At 42.0% G+C, this 16,751-nt stretch carries 18 protein-coding genes; 15 read left to right on the top strand and 3 right to left on the bottom strand.

Features of this window, described 5'->3' with window-relative positions:
* Positions 1-457: 457 nt before the first annotated feature.
* Together ACRHOZ_RS18245 and ACRHOZ_RS18240 are read left to right on the top strand one after the other, a co-directional pair.
* Entirely contained in the window at positions 458-1,042 is a 585-nt protein-coding gene (locus ACRHOZ_RS18245) for an RNA polymerase sigma factor (protein WP_431128752.1), read from the top strand.
* On the top strand, positions 1,029-1,430 hold the full coding sequence (locus ACRHOZ_RS18240; protein WP_431128749.1) for a hypothetical protein: 402 nt from the start codon (positions 1,029-1,031) through the stop codon (positions 1,428-1,430). Before ACRHOZ_RS18245 ends, ACRHOZ_RS18240 begins: the two co-directional genes overlap by 14 nt.
* Positions 1,431-1,520: 90 nt before the next feature.
* Here ACRHOZ_RS18240 and htpG read toward each other — a convergent pair whose 3' ends face one another.
* Entirely contained in the window at positions 1,521-3,407 is a 1,887-nt protein-coding gene (htpG, locus tag ACRHOZ_RS18235) for a molecular chaperone HtpG (RefSeq protein WP_431128746.1), read from the bottom strand.
* A 381-nt stretch (positions 3,408-3,788) separates the two neighbouring features.
* Between htpG and ACRHOZ_RS18230 the strand changes: the two genes are divergently transcribed.
* Together ACRHOZ_RS18230 and ACRHOZ_RS18225 are read left to right on the top strand one after the other, a co-directional pair.
* Positions 3,789-4,796 carry a 3-oxoacyl-ACP synthase III family protein gene (locus tag ACRHOZ_RS18230; protein ID WP_431128742.1) on the top strand — a complete coding sequence of 336 codons (1,008 nt, stop codon included), beginning with the start codon at positions 3,789-3,791 and terminating at the stop codon, positions 4,794-4,796.
* 1 nt (position 4,797) lies between these two features.
* Positions 4,798-5,337 carry a pyridoxamine 5'-phosphate oxidase family protein gene (locus ACRHOZ_RS18225; RefSeq protein WP_431128739.1) on the top strand — a complete coding sequence of 180 codons (540 nt, stop codon included), beginning with the start codon at positions 4,798-4,800 and terminating at the stop codon, positions 5,335-5,337.
* Positions 5,338-5,432: 95 nt separating this feature from the next.
* Here the strand turns inward: ACRHOZ_RS18225 and ACRHOZ_RS18220 are convergent, their stop codons facing one another.
* Complete coding sequence (locus ACRHOZ_RS18220; protein WP_431128736.1) at positions 5,433-7,886, bottom strand: TonB-dependent receptor domain-containing protein; 2,454 nt, start codon at positions 7,884-7,886, stop codon at positions 5,433-5,435.
* Between the two features lie 346 nt (positions 7,887-8,232).
* Here ACRHOZ_RS18220 and ACRHOZ_RS18215 point away from each other — a divergent pair, with 346 nt between their 5' ends.
* Positions 8,233-8,592 carry a CoA-binding protein gene (locus ACRHOZ_RS18215; protein WP_431128733.1) on the top strand — a complete coding sequence of 120 codons (360 nt, stop codon included), beginning with the start codon at positions 8,233-8,235 and terminating at the stop codon, positions 8,590-8,592.
* Here ACRHOZ_RS18215 and ACRHOZ_RS18210 read toward each other — a convergent pair.
* A complete protein-coding gene (locus tag ACRHOZ_RS18210; RefSeq protein WP_431128730.1) occupies positions 8,576-10,057 on the bottom strand; it encodes a sodium:solute symporter in 1,482 nt (493 codons plus the stop codon). The two genes, ACRHOZ_RS18215 and ACRHOZ_RS18210, sit on opposite strands and share 17 nt — an antisense overlap.
* A gap of 76 nt (positions 10,058-10,133) precedes the next feature.
* On the opposite strand from ACRHOZ_RS18210, the gene recR reads away from it, so the two are divergent.
* The 10 genes from recR to ACRHOZ_RS18160 all read left to right on the top strand — a co-directional run bounded on the left by recR (position 10,134) and on the right by ACRHOZ_RS18160 (position 16,738).
* Positions 10,134-10,754, top strand: a complete 621-nt coding sequence (recR, locus tag ACRHOZ_RS18205) for a recombination mediator RecR (protein WP_431128727.1) — start codon at positions 10,134-10,136, stop codon at positions 10,752-10,754.
* Between the two features lie 93 nt (positions 10,755-10,847).
* Complete coding sequence (locus ACRHOZ_RS18200; RefSeq protein ID WP_431128724.1) at positions 10,848-12,185, top strand: dihydrolipoamide acetyltransferase family protein; 1,338 nt, start codon at positions 10,848-10,850, stop codon at positions 12,183-12,185.
* Positions 12,186-12,250: 65 nt separating this feature from the next.
* Complete coding sequence (locus ACRHOZ_RS18195; protein ID WP_431128721.1) at positions 12,251-13,033, top strand: alpha/beta hydrolase-fold protein; 783 nt, start codon at positions 12,251-12,253, stop codon at positions 13,031-13,033.
* A gap of 6 nt (positions 13,034-13,039) precedes the next feature.
* On the top strand, positions 13,040-13,816 hold the full coding sequence (locus ACRHOZ_RS18190) for an exonuclease domain-containing protein (protein ID WP_431128718.1): 777 nt from the start codon (positions 13,040-13,042) through the stop codon (positions 13,814-13,816).
* Positions 13,817-13,834: 18 nt separating this feature from the next.
* On the top strand, positions 13,835-14,446 hold the full coding sequence (locus ACRHOZ_RS18185) for a fumarylacetoacetate hydrolase family protein (RefSeq protein WP_431128715.1): 612 nt from the start codon (positions 13,835-13,837) through the stop codon (positions 14,444-14,446).
* Positions 14,446-14,784, top strand: coding sequence for an Hpt domain-containing protein (locus ACRHOZ_RS18180; protein WP_431128712.1), 339 nt, complete (start codon positions 14,446-14,448; stop codon positions 14,782-14,784). Before ACRHOZ_RS18185 ends, ACRHOZ_RS18180 begins: the two co-directional genes overlap by 1 nt.
* Complete coding sequence (locus ACRHOZ_RS18175; RefSeq protein ID WP_431128707.1) at positions 14,785-16,032, top strand: competence/damage-inducible protein A; 1,248 nt, start codon at positions 14,785-14,787, stop codon at positions 16,030-16,032.
* A gap of 72 nt (positions 16,033-16,104) precedes the next feature.
* Positions 16,105-16,332, top strand: coding sequence for a 50S ribosomal protein L28 (gene rpmB, locus ACRHOZ_RS18170; protein ID WP_138839237.1), 228 nt, complete (start codon positions 16,105-16,107; stop codon positions 16,330-16,332).
* Positions 16,333-16,358: 26 nt separating this feature from the next.
* Positions 16,359-16,541, top strand: coding sequence for a 50S ribosomal protein L33 (gene rpmG, locus ACRHOZ_RS18165; RefSeq protein WP_053972430.1), 183 nt, complete (start codon positions 16,359-16,361; stop codon positions 16,539-16,541).
* A 44-nt stretch (positions 16,542-16,585) separates the two neighbouring features.
* Positions 16,586-16,738 carry a DUF4295 domain-containing protein gene (locus ACRHOZ_RS18160; RefSeq protein ID WP_073181591.1) on the top strand — a complete coding sequence of 51 codons (153 nt, stop codon included), beginning with the start codon at positions 16,586-16,588 and terminating at the stop codon, positions 16,736-16,738.
* Positions 16,739-16,751: the final 13 nt, after the last annotated feature.

Below are 16,751 nucleotides of genomic sequence, written 5' to 3'. Positions count from 1 at the left end.
GACGTATCCCTGTTTTGAATTGACGGATGCGCGTTTTCAATTGACGATTACCAATTTTCAGTGAGAAATTAACAATCAACAATTTTAAATTTTGAGTTTTGAATTTTCAATTAGCTGGATGCGGGATGTAGGTTGGGGTGGGCCGTTTTCAACTTTCAACTTTCCATTTTCCATTTTCAATCATCGGACATCGGACATCGGACATCAGACCCAAAATGCTGGATGTTCGTTGTTGGGTGTGCTAAGGATTAGGAGGTTTTCAACTTTTCATTTTCCATTTTCCATCTTCAGACACCAAGCACCAAGCACCAAGCACCAAACATTTGTTTACCGTTTTCCATTTTTCATTATAGGATCATAAAGACCACTCAAATTGACGAATTGCAGTCCAAATGCGCCAATACTTTTTTTAAATTTAATGTAACCTAGGGCCTTCCAACGTCGTCTTACTAAACAAATGAAGCAAACGAAAAACCAACCGGATATTGCTGCCATCTTAAATGGGGATACGCAGGAATTTACCATCCTTGTAGATCAGTACAAGGACTTGGTGTTTACGGTTGCCATACGTACCCTGAAAAATAGGGAAGAGGCAGAGGAGGTGGCCCAAGATACCTTTATAAAGGTGTTTAAGTCCTTAAAGAATTTTAAAGGCGAGGCCAAGCTGTCTTCCTGGATCTATAGGATTGCATACAATACCTGTTTGGATCGGGTAAAGAAGCATAAAAAGGAGCTTAAAAACACACCCATTGAGGAGGTTAAAAGTGAGGCGGTGATGGAAATGGGCAATGCCCTTGACGGAATGGTGATGCAAGAGCGAGCTGAAACCATTAAAAGATGTATACAGCTATTGTCGCCTGTTGATGCAGCTTTGCTGACACTTTTTTATTTTGAAGAAAAAGACCTTAAAGAAATGGCCAAGGCATTAAATCTAAGTGCTAACACGGCAAAGGTAAAACTGTTTAGGGCAAGAAATAGGCTGGGAGCTATTTTAAAAAAACAATTGGAACCAGAAACAATACAAAGTTATGGACAAGGATAAAGAATTGGAAAGACTAGTGGATAAAATGATGGAAGAGGCCCCGTTGGAAACTCCATCATCCAATTTTACTTATGTGGTTATGAAGGAAGTGACCAAGCTTCAGCAATCTATGGCCGAGTATAAACCCGTGATGTCCATAAAGTCCATTTTAATAGCCCTGGGCATGTTGGGAATTTTTGGGTTCTACCTCTTCACCACCAATTCAGCAACAACGCCAGCCGAAGGGCAAGTTATTCAGTTATTATCCGATGCCAAAAGTTGGTTTTCAGCAAGAATGCCGCAGCTTCAGATTTCAAAAACCTTTAGCTACATGGCAGGATCTATAGGGCTCATGGTATGTTTCCAAGCCTTTGTCCTCAAGCGCTATTTTAATAAGAGATGGGCTTAAGAATGAAAATGTCAGTTCGAGCGCAGTCGAGAACGTCTTAAAAGACTATACAAACATATCTTGGCACCGCTCGAACTGACAACGTATGAATTACTTGATCATATCATAGCTACGGGCAATGAAGTTGGTCAACTCCTCACCTTTAAGCAGTCCTTTGGACAAACGTGCCAAATCCAAGGATTGATTGATCAAACGCTCCCGTTTTTTCGCCGTTTTGGTATTTAGGATTTCGCCCACCAATTCGTGGTTGGTATTTACGATCAAATTGTACATTTCCGGCATATTGCCCATCCCGAACATTCCACCACCACCGGTTTGCTGCATTTCCTTCATACGGCGCATAAATTCCGGTTCTGTAATGATAAATGGCGAAGCACTGCTGTCCATGGCTTCCATTTGGATCGTATATCCCTTCTCTTGGACAACTTTTTCCAAATCGGCCTTGAGGCGGTCTTTCTCTTCGTCGGAAAGTTTGGAAATAGCGGTATCCTCTTTTTTGATCAGGTTGTCCAAGTGGTCCGCATCCACACGGGCAAAAGAGAGCTTCTCCTTGGAAGTTTCCAATTTTTGCATCAGATGTGAAACAATTGGGGAATCCATCAGCAATACCTCATAACCTTTGGCTTTGGCAGCTTCTATGTAGCTGTGCTGCGCCTCTTTGTCCGAAGCATAAAGCACCACCAATTTGTCATCTTTATCCGTTTGATTGTCCTTGATTTTGTTTTCCAGCTCCTCAAAAGTGAAGTAGGAACCATCAACAGTAGGGTATAGGGCAAATTTGTCCGCTTTTTCAAAGAATTTCTCTTCGGAAAGCATACCATACTCGATCACTACCTTGATATCGTTCCATTTTTGTTCAAAATCCTCCCGATTGTTTTTGAATAGGGAACTCAGTTTGTCCGCAACTTTTTTGGTGATGTAGGATGATATCTTTTTCACCGCCCCATCCGCTTGCAAATAGGAACGGGAAACATTCAACGGAATATCCGGAGAATCAATTACCCCTCTTAGCATGGTCAAGAATTCAGGAACGATCCCCTCTACATTGTCCGTTACAAAAACTTGGTTTTGATAGAGCTGAATCCTGTCTTTTTGAACATTTAGGTCGTTGGTCAATTTGGGGAAATACAAAATCCCGGTCAGGTTGAAGGGGTAGTCCACATTCAAATGAATGTTGAACAAGGGCTCTTCAAACTGCATGGGGTATAACTCCCTGTAAAAATTCTTATAGTCCTCTTCTTTTAGGTCTGTAGGCTTTTTGGTCCAAGCCGGAGTAGGGTTGTTGATGATGTCATCCACTTCCTGGGTTGGAGCTGGGTCATCTTCTTTGGCACCTTCAGGTTTTGGAAGCGTTTCGGTTTTGGTTCCAAATTTTATGGGGATGGGCATAAACTTGTTGTACTTGGTCAACAGCTCCCTTATTTTGGTACCTTCCAAAAATTCTGTGGAATCTTCGGCAACATGAAGAATGATCTCCGTTCCTCTATCGTCCTTTTGGGTTTCTTCCAAGGTAAATTCGGGTGATCCGTCGCAAGTCCAGTGAACCGCTGGTTCATCCTTAAAACTCTTGGTGATGATCTCTACCTTGTCTGCCACCATAAAAGCTGAATAGAAACCAAGTCCAAAGTGACCTATGATTCCTGAATCTTTTCCAGCATCCTTGTATTTGTCCAAAAACTCCTCCGCACCGGAAAAAGCTACCTCGTTGATATACTTTTTTACTTCCTCGGCAGTCATACCGATACCTTGGTCAGCAATACGGATTTGGTTGTTGTCCTTATCCACTTTGACCTCAATCTGAGGATTGCCATATTCTACTTTGGCCTCACCAATGGACGTGAGGTGTTTCAGTTTTAAGGTTGCATCCGTGGCGTTGGAAATGAGCTCCCTAAGAAAGATTTCATGGTCACTATATAGAAATTTCTTGATTAGGGGAAATATGTTCTCTACGGAAACATTGATTTTGCCTGTAGCCATTGTTAAATAGTTTTCTTTTTTCCATAGCATGACAAAAAAAATACCAGAATTACAAAGCTGACAAACTGACATCGCAGGGGAACTTTCAATTTTAACATAATTTTGTTTAACAAAAATTGAAAAAGAATAAACAAAATTTATATATTTGTATTGTTATGGAAGAAGATTGCTATGAAAACTTCATGCTGTAACACGTTTGTTTATTGGTTAGGTTGTTGGAAACGCACTATCGCTCGGTAGTGCGTTCTCCGTTGGGGCTTATTTGGTTGGACACCCTATCTTCTATTTTTTACGAGATATAACTACTAGCTTGAATATATTTTTTACTTTTCCACGAAATAGCTTTTGTAGGTTTTGCAAGAGTTGATTAAAGAATACTTTATGTACAATTCCAAAATATCTGGACTCGGGTATTATGTTCCCGAAAATGTGGTTACCAATGACGATTTGACCAAGGTGATGGAGACCAGTGACGAATGGATTCAGGAACGAACAGGAATCAAGGAGCGTCGACATGTGGTAAAAGGAACGGATACCACCACTTCCATGGGTGTCAAGGCAGCCAAAATTGCTATTGAACGCGCTGGTATAGACAAAGATGACATTGACTTTATTGTTTTTGCAACACTAAGCCCGGACTACTATTTTCCAGGGCCAGGAGTATTGGTTCAAAGGGATTTGGGAATCAAAACGGTTGGGGCACTTGACGTTAGAAATCAGTGCTCTGGCTTTGTTTATGGGGTTTCAGTGGCAGACCAATATATTAAGAGCGGCATGTACAAAAATGTACTTGTTATTGGTTCTGAATTACACTCCCATGGTTTGGATATGACCACTCGAGGTAGGGGCGTATCCGTGATTTTTGGTGATGGGGCAGGAGCTGCCGTACTTACGCGCGAGGAGGACACCTCCAAGGGAATCCTTTCGTCCCACCTGCATTCCGAAGGCCAACATGCGGAGGAGCTTTCCCTGATTGCCCCTGGAATGGGCAAAAGATGGGTTACCGATATTATCGATGACAAAGATCCAGAGGATACTTCATACTATCCGTACATGAATGGACAGTTTGTCTTTAAAAATGCTGTGGTTCGCTTTAGCGAGGTAATTATGGAAGGACTTCAAAAGAACCAATTGGGCCCCCAAGATATTGACATGCTGATTCCGCATCAAGCCAATTTGCGCATCTCCCAATTTGTGCAAAAGAAATTTGGCCTCTCCAATGATCGGGTCTTCAATAACATCATGAAGTACGGGAATACCACAGCAGCATCTATTCCTATAGCACTAACTGAGGCATGGGAAGCGGGTAAGGTAAAAGAAGGTGATTTGGTGGTTTTGGCTGCTTTTGGTAGTGGGTTTACCTGGGGAAGTGTGATCATAAGGTGGTAGCATGGGCAGGCAACTGAAGGGCTTAACTCCACCATTGATTGAATTCATAGAAAGACAAAAAATGTTTTTTGTGGCAACGGCCATGGAAGAAGGAAGCATCAATCTTTCGCCAAAAGGCTTGGATTCGCTGCGGGTGTTGGATTCAAACAGGGTCATATGGCTCAATCTTACAGGAAGTGGTAATGAAACGGCCATTCATCTCAGTCATAATGATCGGATTACCCTGATGTTTTGTGCTTTTGAGGGAGACCCAATAATTCTTCGACTTTACGGAAATGCAAAAGTGTACGGTACCGAAAATGAAAACTGGAACAAGCATATCCAGTTGTTCCCCAAAATAGTTGGAAGTAGACAATTGGTGGATGTGGATATTGAAAAAGTGCAAATTTCTTGTGGGATGGGGGTGCCCTTAATGGATTATCAATCCCAACGGGAAGGGCTGTTGGACTGGGCCGAAAAACAGGGTGATGAAGGCTTGGAAAAATACTGGCGAAAAAAGAATGTAACCAGCATAGACGGTTTTGAAACCAAGAAGGAATAAAACAAAACCCCAATCTCTTAAGAGATTGGGGTTTTTAAATGATAGACCTTGAAGACTAACCAACCAACACTCTGTCAAGGAATACCAAAGTCATGCTATAAAATTCCTCCACCTGATTGCTTAGTGTTGTCATCTCTTCGCTTACGTTGTTTGGCTCTGTACTTACCACCACCAAATCGGTAGGAAAGACCTGCATAAACGTTATGGCTTTCCCAGTTGAATCCACCGTCCTGCACATAAGGCCGTTGCCCATCAAATTGGAACATCATGCTGTTGAACATGTCGTTGTAATTTACACTGATGGTACCTTTGCCCTCGGCAAAACTGTAGCGTGCACCAAGATTCACAAAATACATGGGTTCTATGGTAAACTGGATATTTTGGTTCTGTCCGCGGTAGAAGCCAAACACTTGCATGGTCAATTTTTTGGTGACGGTAAAGCTGTTGTTTACCCTTAGGTTCCACGCATTGTTATCCACTTCCACGTTTTCCACAAGAATATCATTCTCCGTTGGGTCTGGATTGTCTCCCACCAGACTTTCTGTTATCCCGCGATTGGTTTGTGAATAGTAATCAAAACTAGCGTTGATGCTCCACCACTTAAGGGGTTTGTAATTGATGGACGTTTCAAAACCATAGGCAGAGGTCTCGTCAAAATTGTCAAATGTTAGGATCAGTTTATTGAAATCCAATCGGTCTACATAGACAGCCCTGTTAATTTCATCAGATATAGCTCGGTAGAAAACTCCGGCCGTAATGCTTCCATTTTTGATTCGTTTGGTATAGTTGGCCTCATACGAGTTGGTAAACTGAGGAACCAAACTGGGATTACCAAACGAGGAAATCAACGGAGTGGCCCATTCCCTAATCGGGTTTACCTGTTGTAGACCTGGTCTGTCAACCCTTCTACTGTAGCTTACTTGCAACTGATCTTTTTCATTGGGTCTGTAGGTCAAGAAAGCGGAAGGGTAGATTTCGGTATATTTATCCGTGAATGAACGAACTCTGTTGGTATCGGCCTGCACTTCCACATTTTCTATCCTTGCGCCAACTTGGTAAGACCATTTCTCCCGGTTCTGACCAAAGGTCACATAAGCAGAATACACATCCATATTGTAATCAAAGTCTGTGCTTGGTGTTGGAACCAGATTACCCTGGGAATTAAAGGACAATCCTGTGGAATTATAGCCCACATTGGTTTCAAAGTTTCTGGACTCCAACCCAATCTCCAATTTGGAGATGCTATCAAGTGGATTCACATAATCCAAGTTGGCAATGGTTTGTGTACGCTCAGTGTCCACAAAATCCATATAATCAGGGAACAGACTCGCTCCAGTGGTCCTAAAGTCGGCATCTTGATTGTTTTCAAAGCGATTATGATCTACTTCCAACTCAATATTATGCCCCTCTTTTTTAAAATCCAGTTTGTAATCAAAGTTGTACTGCTCGCTGCGATTGTCGCTTACGTCAGAGAAAAACTGTGTTAAGTTTCTGGATAGGTCATCCCTATAGGTTATGGCTGTGATTCCCTCTCCGTCCCCGTCAAATATGTTTTGATTGGTAAAAACGGAAATGGTGTTTTTGTCGTTCAGGTAAAAATCAACCCCAACCTTGTACAAATGTGATTTGTTATTATTGAAAAAATCGAAGTCTTGGACGGAGTTTTCGTCCACTCTCAAAATATGCCCATCGTTTACGTATTTACCAATATTGTTTCCGTAGTTGCCATAAAAATTGAACTTCCCATTTCTGTAGTTCATATCGATGGAACTATTGAATTTGGCCTCAATACCCTTGGTCAATCCTGTGGTAACACTACCATTGAAACCAATATTGGCATTTTTGTGCAATACAATATTGATGATACCACTCATCCCTTCAGGATTGTATTTGGCTGAAGGATTGGTGATCAATTCAATGGATTTGATGGATGTTGATGGGATTTGACGCAGTAATTGCGCAACAGGAACATTGGAGAGTTTTCCGTCCACCATCACCCTTACGTTGCTGTTTCCCCTCATTGTGATGTCCCCGGTCTGTGAATCTACATTTACAGAGGGAATGTTGTTCATAATATCCGAAGCTGTAGCTCCGGCCGTGGTCAAGTCTTTTCCAACGTTGATTACCTTACGGTCAACGCGCTGTTCGATCGTAGTACGTTCTGCAACTACTTCCACCTCTGAAAGTTCTTCCGTTTCTTCCATTAGGGTAATGGTACCGACGTCCACTTTTCTATTCCTTTTGGTGATAACCAACTTTTGGGAATGTGTTTTGTACCCAATAAATTGAACCTCCAATACGAAATTTCCCTCTGGAAGCTTTTTGATTTCGAAAGTACCATCTTCCATGGTGATTCCTCCGGTAATGGTTTCCGTACCATCCTCAGATTTAACCACAATGGCCGCATAGGCAACCGGTTGGTTCAAGGCATTGTCAATAACGGTTCCGGAAATGGAACCCACAGGGGGTTCATTGTCATTGTTGGCCTTTGCATTTTCAGGTAAAATGATGCACAGGAGTAGTGCAAAAAGAAAGATTACTCTTTTCATGAGCTGTTTGTTTTTGATTGATTGATGTTGTCTACAAGACGACGTTAAACAGGGAATGTTACATTTCCTTTTGGGTTTAACATATTTTAACAACCACAAAAAAGATAAGGGCTTGTAAGGCAGGATGTTTTAAAAGGACAAAAATCGAAGTTTGGAAAAAAATAGGCCCTGACTTTCAGTCTAAACCGAAACACCAGGGCCAAATACATTGATAAGCTATACTAAACACTAACCATTAACTATAAAAAAATACAGACTTACCAATGCTTAATTTTGTACGTACAATAGACGGGCTTTTTTTTAAATAGTTACAATCTTTATATCAGTTTAACATATAAATTAACAAATGCTTATGACACTTGTTTTTGGTGCGTCCTTAAATCCCAGTAGATACAGTAACCTTGCAATCCGCAGATTAGTTGAGAACAACATCGATACAATGGCATTTGGGGCAAGGGAAGGGAACGTTTCCGAAGTACAAATTAAAACCAAGCTGGATGATTTTCCTAATGTTGACACCATTACTTTGTACCTCAATCCGTTGCGTCAGAAGGAATACTACCAAGACATACTGGATTTAAAGCCCAAACGAGTGATTTTTAACCCAGGTACAGAAAACCCTGAATTTGTTAGAATTTTGGAAGATGCCGGAATAATGGTGGAAAATTCCTGCACCTTGGTCTTGTTGGCTACTGGACAGTACTAACTTTCTCTCCCTTCTTTCGGATGAGCCAAAGTCCAAAAAAGGTCAAAAGACCATTTAAAGGAAGCAATTCATATCCCAAAACATAGCCACCCAAGTATTCCGAAGGTATGTTGGCCACGATCCAAATAATGGCAACAGAAAGTGCACTAACCAACCACACCCACTGATCATGAATCTTTTGTTTGGTGAGGATCCCAAAGGCAAAAAGACCCAAAAGCGGACCGTAAGTGTATCCCGCAACGGTAAGCAAACTATCTATGACATTGCTGTTTAGGATGTACTTGAATGCGATGATCACCAAAATCAGCATCAAACTCATGATAATATGGGTTCGTTTTCGTATCTGCTTTTGTCGGGATTCCTCTTTTTTCTCCACTTCCAAAAAGTCCACACAAAAAGAAGTGGTCAAGGAGGTAAGCGCACTATCTGCACTGCTGTAAGCTGCAGCCACAAGTCCCAACATAAAGGTAACGGAGAGGGTTATGCCCAAACCACTGTTCAAGGCCACCTCGGGAAACAACAGGTCGGATTTAGGTTTGCCGTCCATTAGCGGAATGGAAATCCCATTTTTACCTGCATAGATGAATAGGAGGGCCCCCAGCAGCATGAACAGGAAAGTTACCCCTACCAAGACCAAACTGAAGGAAACCATATTCTTCTGTGCATCTTTTAGGGATTTACAAGTGAGGTTTTTTTGCATCATGTCCTGATCAAGTCCGGTCATACAAATGGTAACGAACATACCGCCGATAAAGGATTTTACAAAGTGGTTTCTATCCAGAAAACTCTCCGTGAACAGGAATTTATCGTAGGCTTTTAGTTCTTCTGAAACCAAAAACTCGCCAAAGCTCCAGTCCAGTTCCCTATTGATCAAGATAATGGAAAGCACCACGGCCAAAATCATGAACAAGGTCTGGAGGGTATCCGTCCAAACAATGGTCTTAATACCTCCTCTGTTGGTATAGATCCAAATCAAAAGAATGGATATGACCACAGTAAACTCAAACCGAATACCCAAATCGTCAAAGACGAACTGTTGAAGCACGATAGCAACCAAATACAGCCTAAACGCTGCTCCCAAAACCCGGGAAATAAAGAAAAAGAAGGCTCCGGTCTTGTGGCTTACAACTCCAAATCGTTCCAAGAGATACTCGTAAATGGAAGTCAGGTTCATTTTATAGTAGAGGGGTAGAAGTACATAGGCTACCACAAAATACCCAAACAGATACCCCAAAACCACCTGCATGTACCCAAATTGGGAAGCTTCAATCCACCCGGGAACGGATATGAAAGTTACCCCGGAAAGTGAGGCTCCCACCATGCCAAAGGCCACTAGATACCATGGCGATTGTTTCCCTGCTTTAAAAAAATCTGCGTTACTGTCGTTTTTACCTGTAAAATACGAAATGAGCATTAGCACCATGAAATAGGCGCCAACGAGCAAGAGAATCTGAAATGCGGACATAAGAGGAATTTGAATTGCAAAGTACAAAAGTAAATTGGTAACCGTAAAATCGTAATTTTGTGGGATAAGCAGAACTATGGATTTTTCATCGAAGCTTTTGGAGAATGCCGTTTATGAAATGTCCCAATTACCGGGCATAGGCAAGCGCACAGCCCTTAGATTGGTGCTGCATTTGCTGAAGCAGCCCGAGCAGCAGACAAATCACCTGGCGGAAGCTTTATCCAAGCTCAGAAGCGAGGTGAATTTTTGCAAAACCTGCAACAATATCTCAGATACAGAGATTTGTGAGATCTGTGCCAGTCCCAAACGAGATCGTACCTTGGTATGTGTCGTGGAGGACATTAGGGATGTTATGGCCATTGAGAGTACTTCCCAATATAAAGGGTTGTACCATGTACTGGGTGGCAAAATATCCCCCATGGAAGGTATTGGACCGCAAGATTTAAATATCGTTCCCTTGATCAATAGGGTGAAACAAGGGGAAGTGCAGGAACTGATTTTTGCCTTGAGCTCCACTATGGAAGGAGATACCACCAATTTCTATATCTATAAGCAGCTGGGGGGGTTAAAGGTAACTACTTCCACCATTGCCCGTGGAATCTCAGTAGGGGATGAGTTGGAATATGCAGATGAAGTCACTTTGGGCAGGAGCATCTTGAATAGAATTCCGTTTGAAAACGCGATCAAGGCAAGTTGATAATGATAGAATAATGCATAAAAACTAAGAATAAGCGGATTTCTTTATTATTTTTGCAAAATAAAGGTCAATATCCGTTCGTTAAATAAGAATATGTCAAAATTTGAATTGAAGTTACCGCAGATGGGAGAAAGTGTTGCAGAGGCAACATTGACTACATGGTTGAAGGAAGTGGGCGACACTATTGAAATGGATGAAGCCATCTTTGAGATTGCCACAGATAAGGTGGATTCAGAGGTGCCCAGTGAAGTAGAGGGCGTGCTTTTGGAAAAGCGTTTCAACGTGGATGATGTAATCAAAGTTGGAGAGGTGGTAGCTGTTATACAAACCGATCAAGTTATAGAGGTAGCATCAAACGGACAGGATACTACGGAGCCCGAGGAAGCCATTGAGGTTCCCACAGCGGAACTTGAAAGCCAGATATCCCAAGTACAAGAATCCATTGCAACACCAACACCTGATTTTGGGTCTTCCGAAAGATTTTATTCACCCTTGGTACGGAATATTGCCAAGGAAGAGGGCGTTTCCATGGAAGAATTGGAAACCATAATTGGAACAGGTAAGGAAGGTAGGGTCACAAAAAACGACATCAAGGCATTTTTGGAGCATCGTTCCACCAATGGTAGCCCAGTAACTGCTGCACCAGAAACCAAAGAAGCCGCACCTTCCCCGGCAAAACCTAAAAAGGAAGAGGCCAAAGCAGCACCGATACCAGTAGCGAGTGGTGATGAAGTCATTCCTTTGACCCGAATGGGCAAATTGATCGCCCACCACATGGTAGAGAGCATAAGCACATCGGCGCATGTACAAAGTTTTGTGGAAGTGGATGTGACAAATGTGGTCAACTGGAGGAACAAAATGAAGGATGCTTTCCAGAAAAGGGAGGGAGAGAAACTCACCTTTACCCCCATTTTTATGGAGGCAGTTGCCATGGCTCTAAAAAAATATCCTTTGATGAATGTTTCCTTGGATGGGGACAAGGTCATCAAAAAGAAGAACATCAATTTAGGTATGGCTGCGGCCTTACCTGATGGCAACCTTATTGTTCCTGTGATTAAAAATGCCGACCAACTTAATTTGGTGGGTATGGCCAAAACCGTAAATGATTTGGCCAATAGGGCTAGAAACAATCAGTTAAAACCAGACGAGGTCCAAGATGGAACCTATACCGTGACCAACGTTGGTTCCTTCGGAAGTATTTTTGGTACGCCCATTATCAATCAACCCCAAGTAGGTATCCTTGCCTTGGGTGCTATCCGCAAGATGCCATCCGTAATTGAAACCGATCAAGGGGAATATATTGGTATCCGAAGTAAGATGTTCCTCTCCCATAGTTATGATCACAGGGTGGTCAACGGTGCTCTTGGTGGTATGTTTGTAAAGACTGTGGCGGATTATTTGGAAGCCTGGGATATTAATCGGGAAATCTAGCCCGTAAAAGAGGCCATTTTCATTTCACTATGCTTATTTTAGGGGTTGAATTAATTCATCAATCCATGAAACAGCTTATGCCCCTTGCTTTAGGGTTTCTTATTTTGTTCTGCTTGCCTATGAGTGCTCAGGACCTTTCCGTTTATCAGAAAAAACATTTTGTAAAAAAGGGGGATAGTCTGCCCTATAGACTGCTTTTGCCCAAAGACTACAATCCAAAGGAAAAATATCCCTTGATACTTTTCCTTCATGGTTCAGGGGAGCGGGGAAACAATAACGAGGCGCAACTGGTCCATGGGTCAGGGCTGTTTTTACAAGATGAGGTAAGGGAGCAGCAGAAGGCCATTGTGGTATTCCCGCAATGTGCTGCCAACAGTTCATGGGCTAAAATTGATGTTAAGGGAGATTTCGGGAATCGGGAATTCATCTTTTACGAAAATGCGGAACCAACCAAGGATATGTTACTACTGGAAGGCCTTATAAAATACTTGAAGAAGAACTACAAGCTGGATAAAAATAGGTTGTACGTGGGTGGACTTTCCATGGGCGGCATGGGAACCTTTGAACTGGTGCGAAGAAATCCAAAAATGTTTGCCGCCGCATTTCCTATTTGTGGAGGAGCCAATCCCAACATCAGCAAAAAATTGAGCAAACCGCATTGGTGGGTATTCCATGGGGCTGCGGATGAGGTTGTGCCTGAAAAATGTTCAGGAGACATGGTGAAGGCCATGGGGCAGTCAGGGATTAACGTGAAATATACAGTTTACCCTGGTGTAGGTCATAATAGCTGGGACAACACCTTTGAAGAACCTGAATTGTTAACTTGGTTATTTTCCAAATCGAAGTAGAATTTTATGGAGTTACAACTTACCAAACCTATTTGTTTTTTCGATTTGGAGACTACGGGAATCAATGTGGCCAAGGACAGAATTGTGGAAATTTCCATCCTAAAGGTTTTTCCCAATGGCAACAAGGAAAGCAAGACCTGGCTGGTGAATCCCGAGATGACCATTCCACCTGAGGTGGTGGCTGTGCATGGTATTTCCAATGAAAAAGTGGCCAATGAGCCTACCTTTAAACAGCTGTCCAAGGAAATCTATAAAATGATCAAGGACAGTGATCTGGCAGGGTTTAATTCGGATCGGTTCGATATCCCATTACTTGCCGAGGAAATGCTTAGGGCCGATGTGGATTTTGATATGAAGAACATGGTTTCCGTGGATGTACAGACCATCTTCCATAAAATGGAAAAAAGAACCTTGGAAGCGGCATACAAATTTTACTGCGACAAGAATTTGGAGGATGCGCACAGTGCCCAAGCCGACACCTTGGCGACCTACGAAGTACTCTTGGCCCAACTGGACAGATACCCCGAGTTGGAGAACAATGTGAAAAAACTCTCCGAATTCACCACGCGCAAACAATCCTTGGATTTTGCAGGATTCATCGGTATTGATGATCAAGAGCGTCCCATTTTTGCCTTTGGAAAGCATAAGGGCAAAACTGTGGATGAGGTCATGGAATCCGAACCTGGATATTTTGGCTGGATTTTGAATGCCGATTTCCCGTTGTACACCAAAAAAGTACTTACCCAGATAAAGTTGAGCAAACTGAACAACAAATTGTCATAATCAAAATCACAAAAGGGAATGAAGCTGATATGCATTGGAAGGAACTATGCTGCGCATATTGATGAGTTGAACAACGAACGACCGGAAGAACCTGTAGTATTTATCAAACCAGATTCCGCAATCTTGCCCAAAGAGCAAGATTTTTACATTCCGGAATTTTCAGAGGACATTCATTACGAGGTGGAGGTCTTGGTAAAAATCAAAAAAGTGGGCAAGCATATAGCCCCACAATTTGCACATACCTATTATGATGAAATTGGATTGGGAATCGATTTTACGGCAAGAGACCTTCAATCCAAGTTAAAAGCAAAAGGATTGCCATGGGAAAAAGCAAAGGGATTTGACGGCTCAGCCATTGTCGGTAAGTGGAAGCTGAAAAATTCGTACGAAAATGTTGACAACTTATCATTTCAACTAATAAAAAATGAAGAGGAAGTCCAAAATGGCAATACTTCCTTGATGCTGTGGAAAATAGATGAACTTATTGCTCATGTTTCCACTTATTTTATGCTGAAAAAGGGCGATATTTTGTTCACTGGCACCCCTGCCGGGGTTGGTAAAGTAAGCCCAAATGATTACCTTGTAGGGATGCTGGAAGGAGAACAGCTGTTTGAAATTAATGTGAAATAATGATTTACAACCTCGACAAGATTAATGAAATGGCGGAAGGCGACCAAGATTTCGTAATATCTGTTATTTCTGTGTTTTTGGAAGAAGTTCCCGTTGATTTGGAAGGCTTGGAAAAGGCCATAGGAGAACGGGACTATGAAAATGTTTACAAGCTAGCCCACAAGATCAAACCTAACGTGGATCTATTGGGAATGGAACAGACCCGTGCCACGGCTCTGGAAATTGAAACCTTGGGCAAGAACACGGCCAATATGGACGAAATTGAGCAAAAATTTCCCCTTCTAAAGAAAGATGTACTTCAAGTAGTGTCCGAACTTCAAAAAGATTTTGATCTTTAAATGCAGGCAGAAATCATAACCATTGGGGATGAGATTCTCATTGGACAGGTGGTGGACTCCAACTCTACATTTATAGCAAAGGAACTCAATAAGATTGGTGTTTCGGTTCATCAAATAACCTCGGTACAAGATGATCGGGAGCAAATTTTGGATGTTCTGGAAACCGCGGGAACCCGTTCTTCCATTGTGATCATGACGGGAGGACTTGGACCTACCAAGGATGACATCACCAAACATACCCTATGTGAGTTTTTGGATGATGTACTGGTACAGGATGATGCTGTACTTAAAAATGTTGAGGAACTCTTCAAAAAATATTTTTCCACTCCCATTTCCGATTTGAATAGAAAACAGGCTTTGGTGCCATCAAAGGCAGTGGTCCTTCAAAATCCTAATGGAACGGCACCAGGATTATGGATGAAACGAGGGGAAACGGTCTTTGTTTCCTTGCCAGGAGTGCCTTTTGAGATGAAACACCTGATCTGTAATCTGGTTATTCCCAAAATCACGGAAGAATTTGAGCGACCCCATATATACCATAAGACCATTGTTACCTATGGAATGGGAGAAAGTGCCTTGGCCGACAAAATTGAAGATTGGGAAGACAATCTTCCCAACTTTATAAAACTGGCCTATTTGCCCAACCTTGGGAAAGTACGACTCCGACTGACGGCCAAAGGCAAGGAGAAGGAAACCATTGTGGAGGCTGTGGAGAAGGAGGTGCAAGGTCTTTATCGGTTGATTGGCGATATAATTTATGGGGAGGACGATGGGGATTCCATAGAACAGCAGATAGGAAAGGTCATGACCAAAAAAAAGCTGACCTTGGCCACCGCCGAGAGCTTTACCGGGGGAAAAATAGCGGAAAAAATTACAGCTGTTCCTGGAGCTTCAGCCTATTTTAAAGGTAGTGTGGTAAGTTACGCCACGGAGACCAAAATCAAAGTGTTGGACATTCCACAAGACATGGTTGAGGCACATTCGGTGGTGAGCGAGCCCGTGGCCATAACCATGGCAAAAAATGTTCAAAATCTGTTGGATACGGATTTTGCAATAGCCACAACGGGTAACGCGGGACCAACCAAAGGGGATTCCGATGCCGAAGTGGGAACCGTTTTTATTGCCATTGCCACTCCAAATGATACATTTGCCCAGAAATTTACCATCGGCAAGAACAGGGAACGTATAGTGAACCGCTCCGTAAATAGAGCGTTTGAAATGCTTTGGAAAGAAATTTTAAATTTCTGAAAAAGAATTTTGTCCGTCCGCATAAATGGCATAAATTTGCAGCCTCAATAAAATCACTCAAAAGTTAGGGAGATGTCTAAAGTTTGTGAAGTTACAGGAAAAAAGGTGATGTTTGGAAACAACGTTTCCTTCTCTATCAATAAAACCAAGAGAAGGTTTGACTCGAATATTTCCAAAAAGAAATTCTACATCCCGGAAGAAGACCGTTGGGTAACCCTTAACGTATCATCCAAAGGTTTAAAAATCATCAATAAAAAAGGAATCTCTGCTGTTTTAAAGGAAATCAATTCCAAAAAATAGGTTGACAAGATTTTAAGTTCAAGACAATGGCAAAGAAAGGAAATAGAATTCAGGTTATTTTGGAGTGTACAGAACACAAGGAGTCTGGTATGCCCGGTACTTCTAGATATATCACTACCAAGAACAAAAAGAACACGCCCGATAGAATGGAGATTAAAAAATTCAATCCCATTCTTAAGCGTATGACAATTCATAAAGAAATTAAGTAATTCGGATTTTAAAAAGTAAAATTCAAAGCAATAATAAGTAAGCCATGGCAAAGAAAACAGTAGCAACGCTTCAGTCATCATCCAAAAGATTGACCAAGGCCATCAAAATGGTCAAGTCTCCAAAAACCGGAGCCTATACTTTTGTGGAGTCAGTTATGGCGCCAGAATTGGTAAACGACTGGTTGAACAAAAAATAATCAGTTGTCGAAG

Origin of the sequence: Flagellimonas flava (genome assembly GCF_050617915.1) — a bacterium.
In the GTDB taxonomy this organism is placed as follows: Bacteria; Bacteroidota; Bacteroidia; order Flavobacteriales; family Flavobacteriaceae; genus Flagellimonas; species Flagellimonas flava_A.
Note: the sequence above shows the minus strand (reverse complement) of the source record. Positions and strands in the feature narration are given on the sequence as shown.

What these genes read in the sequence shown, in the direction of transcription:
- ACRHOZ_RS18245 (WP_431128752.1), top strand. Translation starts at nt 458, where the DNA reads ATGAAGCAAACGAAAAACCAACCGGATATTGCTGCCATCTTAAATGGG.
- ACRHOZ_RS18240 (WP_431128749.1), top strand. Translation starts at nt 1,029, where the DNA reads ATGGACAAGGATAAAGAATTGGAAAGACTAGTGGATAAAATGATGGAA.
- htpG (WP_431128746.1), bottom strand. Translation starts at nt 3,407, where the DNA reads ATGGCTACAGGCAAAATCAATGTTTCCGTAGAGAACATATTTCCCCTA.
- ACRHOZ_RS18230 (WP_431128742.1), top strand. Translation starts at nt 3,789, where the DNA reads ATGTACAATTCCAAAATATCTGGACTCGGGTATTATGTTCCCGAAAAT.
- ACRHOZ_RS18225 (WP_431128739.1), top strand. Translation starts at nt 4,798, where the DNA reads ATGGGCAGGCAACTGAAGGGCTTAACTCCACCATTGATTGAATTCATA.
- ACRHOZ_RS18220 (WP_431128736.1), bottom strand. Translation starts at nt 7,886, where the DNA reads ATGAAAAGAGTAATCTTTCTTTTTGCACTACTCCTGTGCATCATTTTA.
- ACRHOZ_RS18215 (WP_431128733.1), top strand. Translation starts at nt 8,233, where the DNA reads ATGCTTATGACACTTGTTTTTGGTGCGTCCTTAAATCCCAGTAGATAC.
- ACRHOZ_RS18210 (WP_431128730.1), bottom strand. Translation starts at nt 10,057, where the DNA reads ATGTCCGCATTTCAGATTCTCTTGCTCGTTGGCGCCTATTTCATGGTG.
- recR (WP_431128727.1), top strand. Translation starts at nt 10,134, where the DNA reads ATGGATTTTTCATCGAAGCTTTTGGAGAATGCCGTTTATGAAATGTCC.
- ACRHOZ_RS18200 (WP_431128724.1), top strand. Translation starts at nt 10,848, where the DNA reads ATGTCAAAATTTGAATTGAAGTTACCGCAGATGGGAGAAAGTGTTGCA.
- ACRHOZ_RS18195 (WP_431128721.1), top strand. Translation starts at nt 12,251, where the DNA reads ATGAAACAGCTTATGCCCCTTGCTTTAGGGTTTCTTATTTTGTTCTGC.
- ACRHOZ_RS18190 (WP_431128718.1), top strand. Translation starts at nt 13,040, where the DNA reads ATGGAGTTACAACTTACCAAACCTATTTGTTTTTTCGATTTGGAGACT.
- ACRHOZ_RS18185 (WP_431128715.1), top strand. Translation starts at nt 13,835, where the DNA reads ATGAAGCTGATATGCATTGGAAGGAACTATGCTGCGCATATTGATGAG.
- ACRHOZ_RS18180 (WP_431128712.1), top strand. Translation starts at nt 14,446, where the DNA reads ATGATTTACAACCTCGACAAGATTAATGAAATGGCGGAAGGCGACCAA.
- ACRHOZ_RS18175 (WP_431128707.1), top strand. Translation starts at nt 14,785, where the DNA reads ATGCAGGCAGAAATCATAACCATTGGGGATGAGATTCTCATTGGACAG.
- rpmB (WP_138839237.1), top strand. Translation starts at nt 16,105, where the DNA reads ATGTCTAAAGTTTGTGAAGTTACAGGAAAAAAGGTGATGTTTGGAAAC.
- rpmG (WP_053972430.1), top strand. Translation starts at nt 16,359, where the DNA reads ATGGCAAAGAAAGGAAATAGAATTCAGGTTATTTTGGAGTGTACAGAA.
- ACRHOZ_RS18160 (WP_073181591.1), top strand. Translation starts at nt 16,586, where the DNA reads ATGGCAAAGAAAACAGTAGCAACGCTTCAGTCATCATCCAAAAGATTG.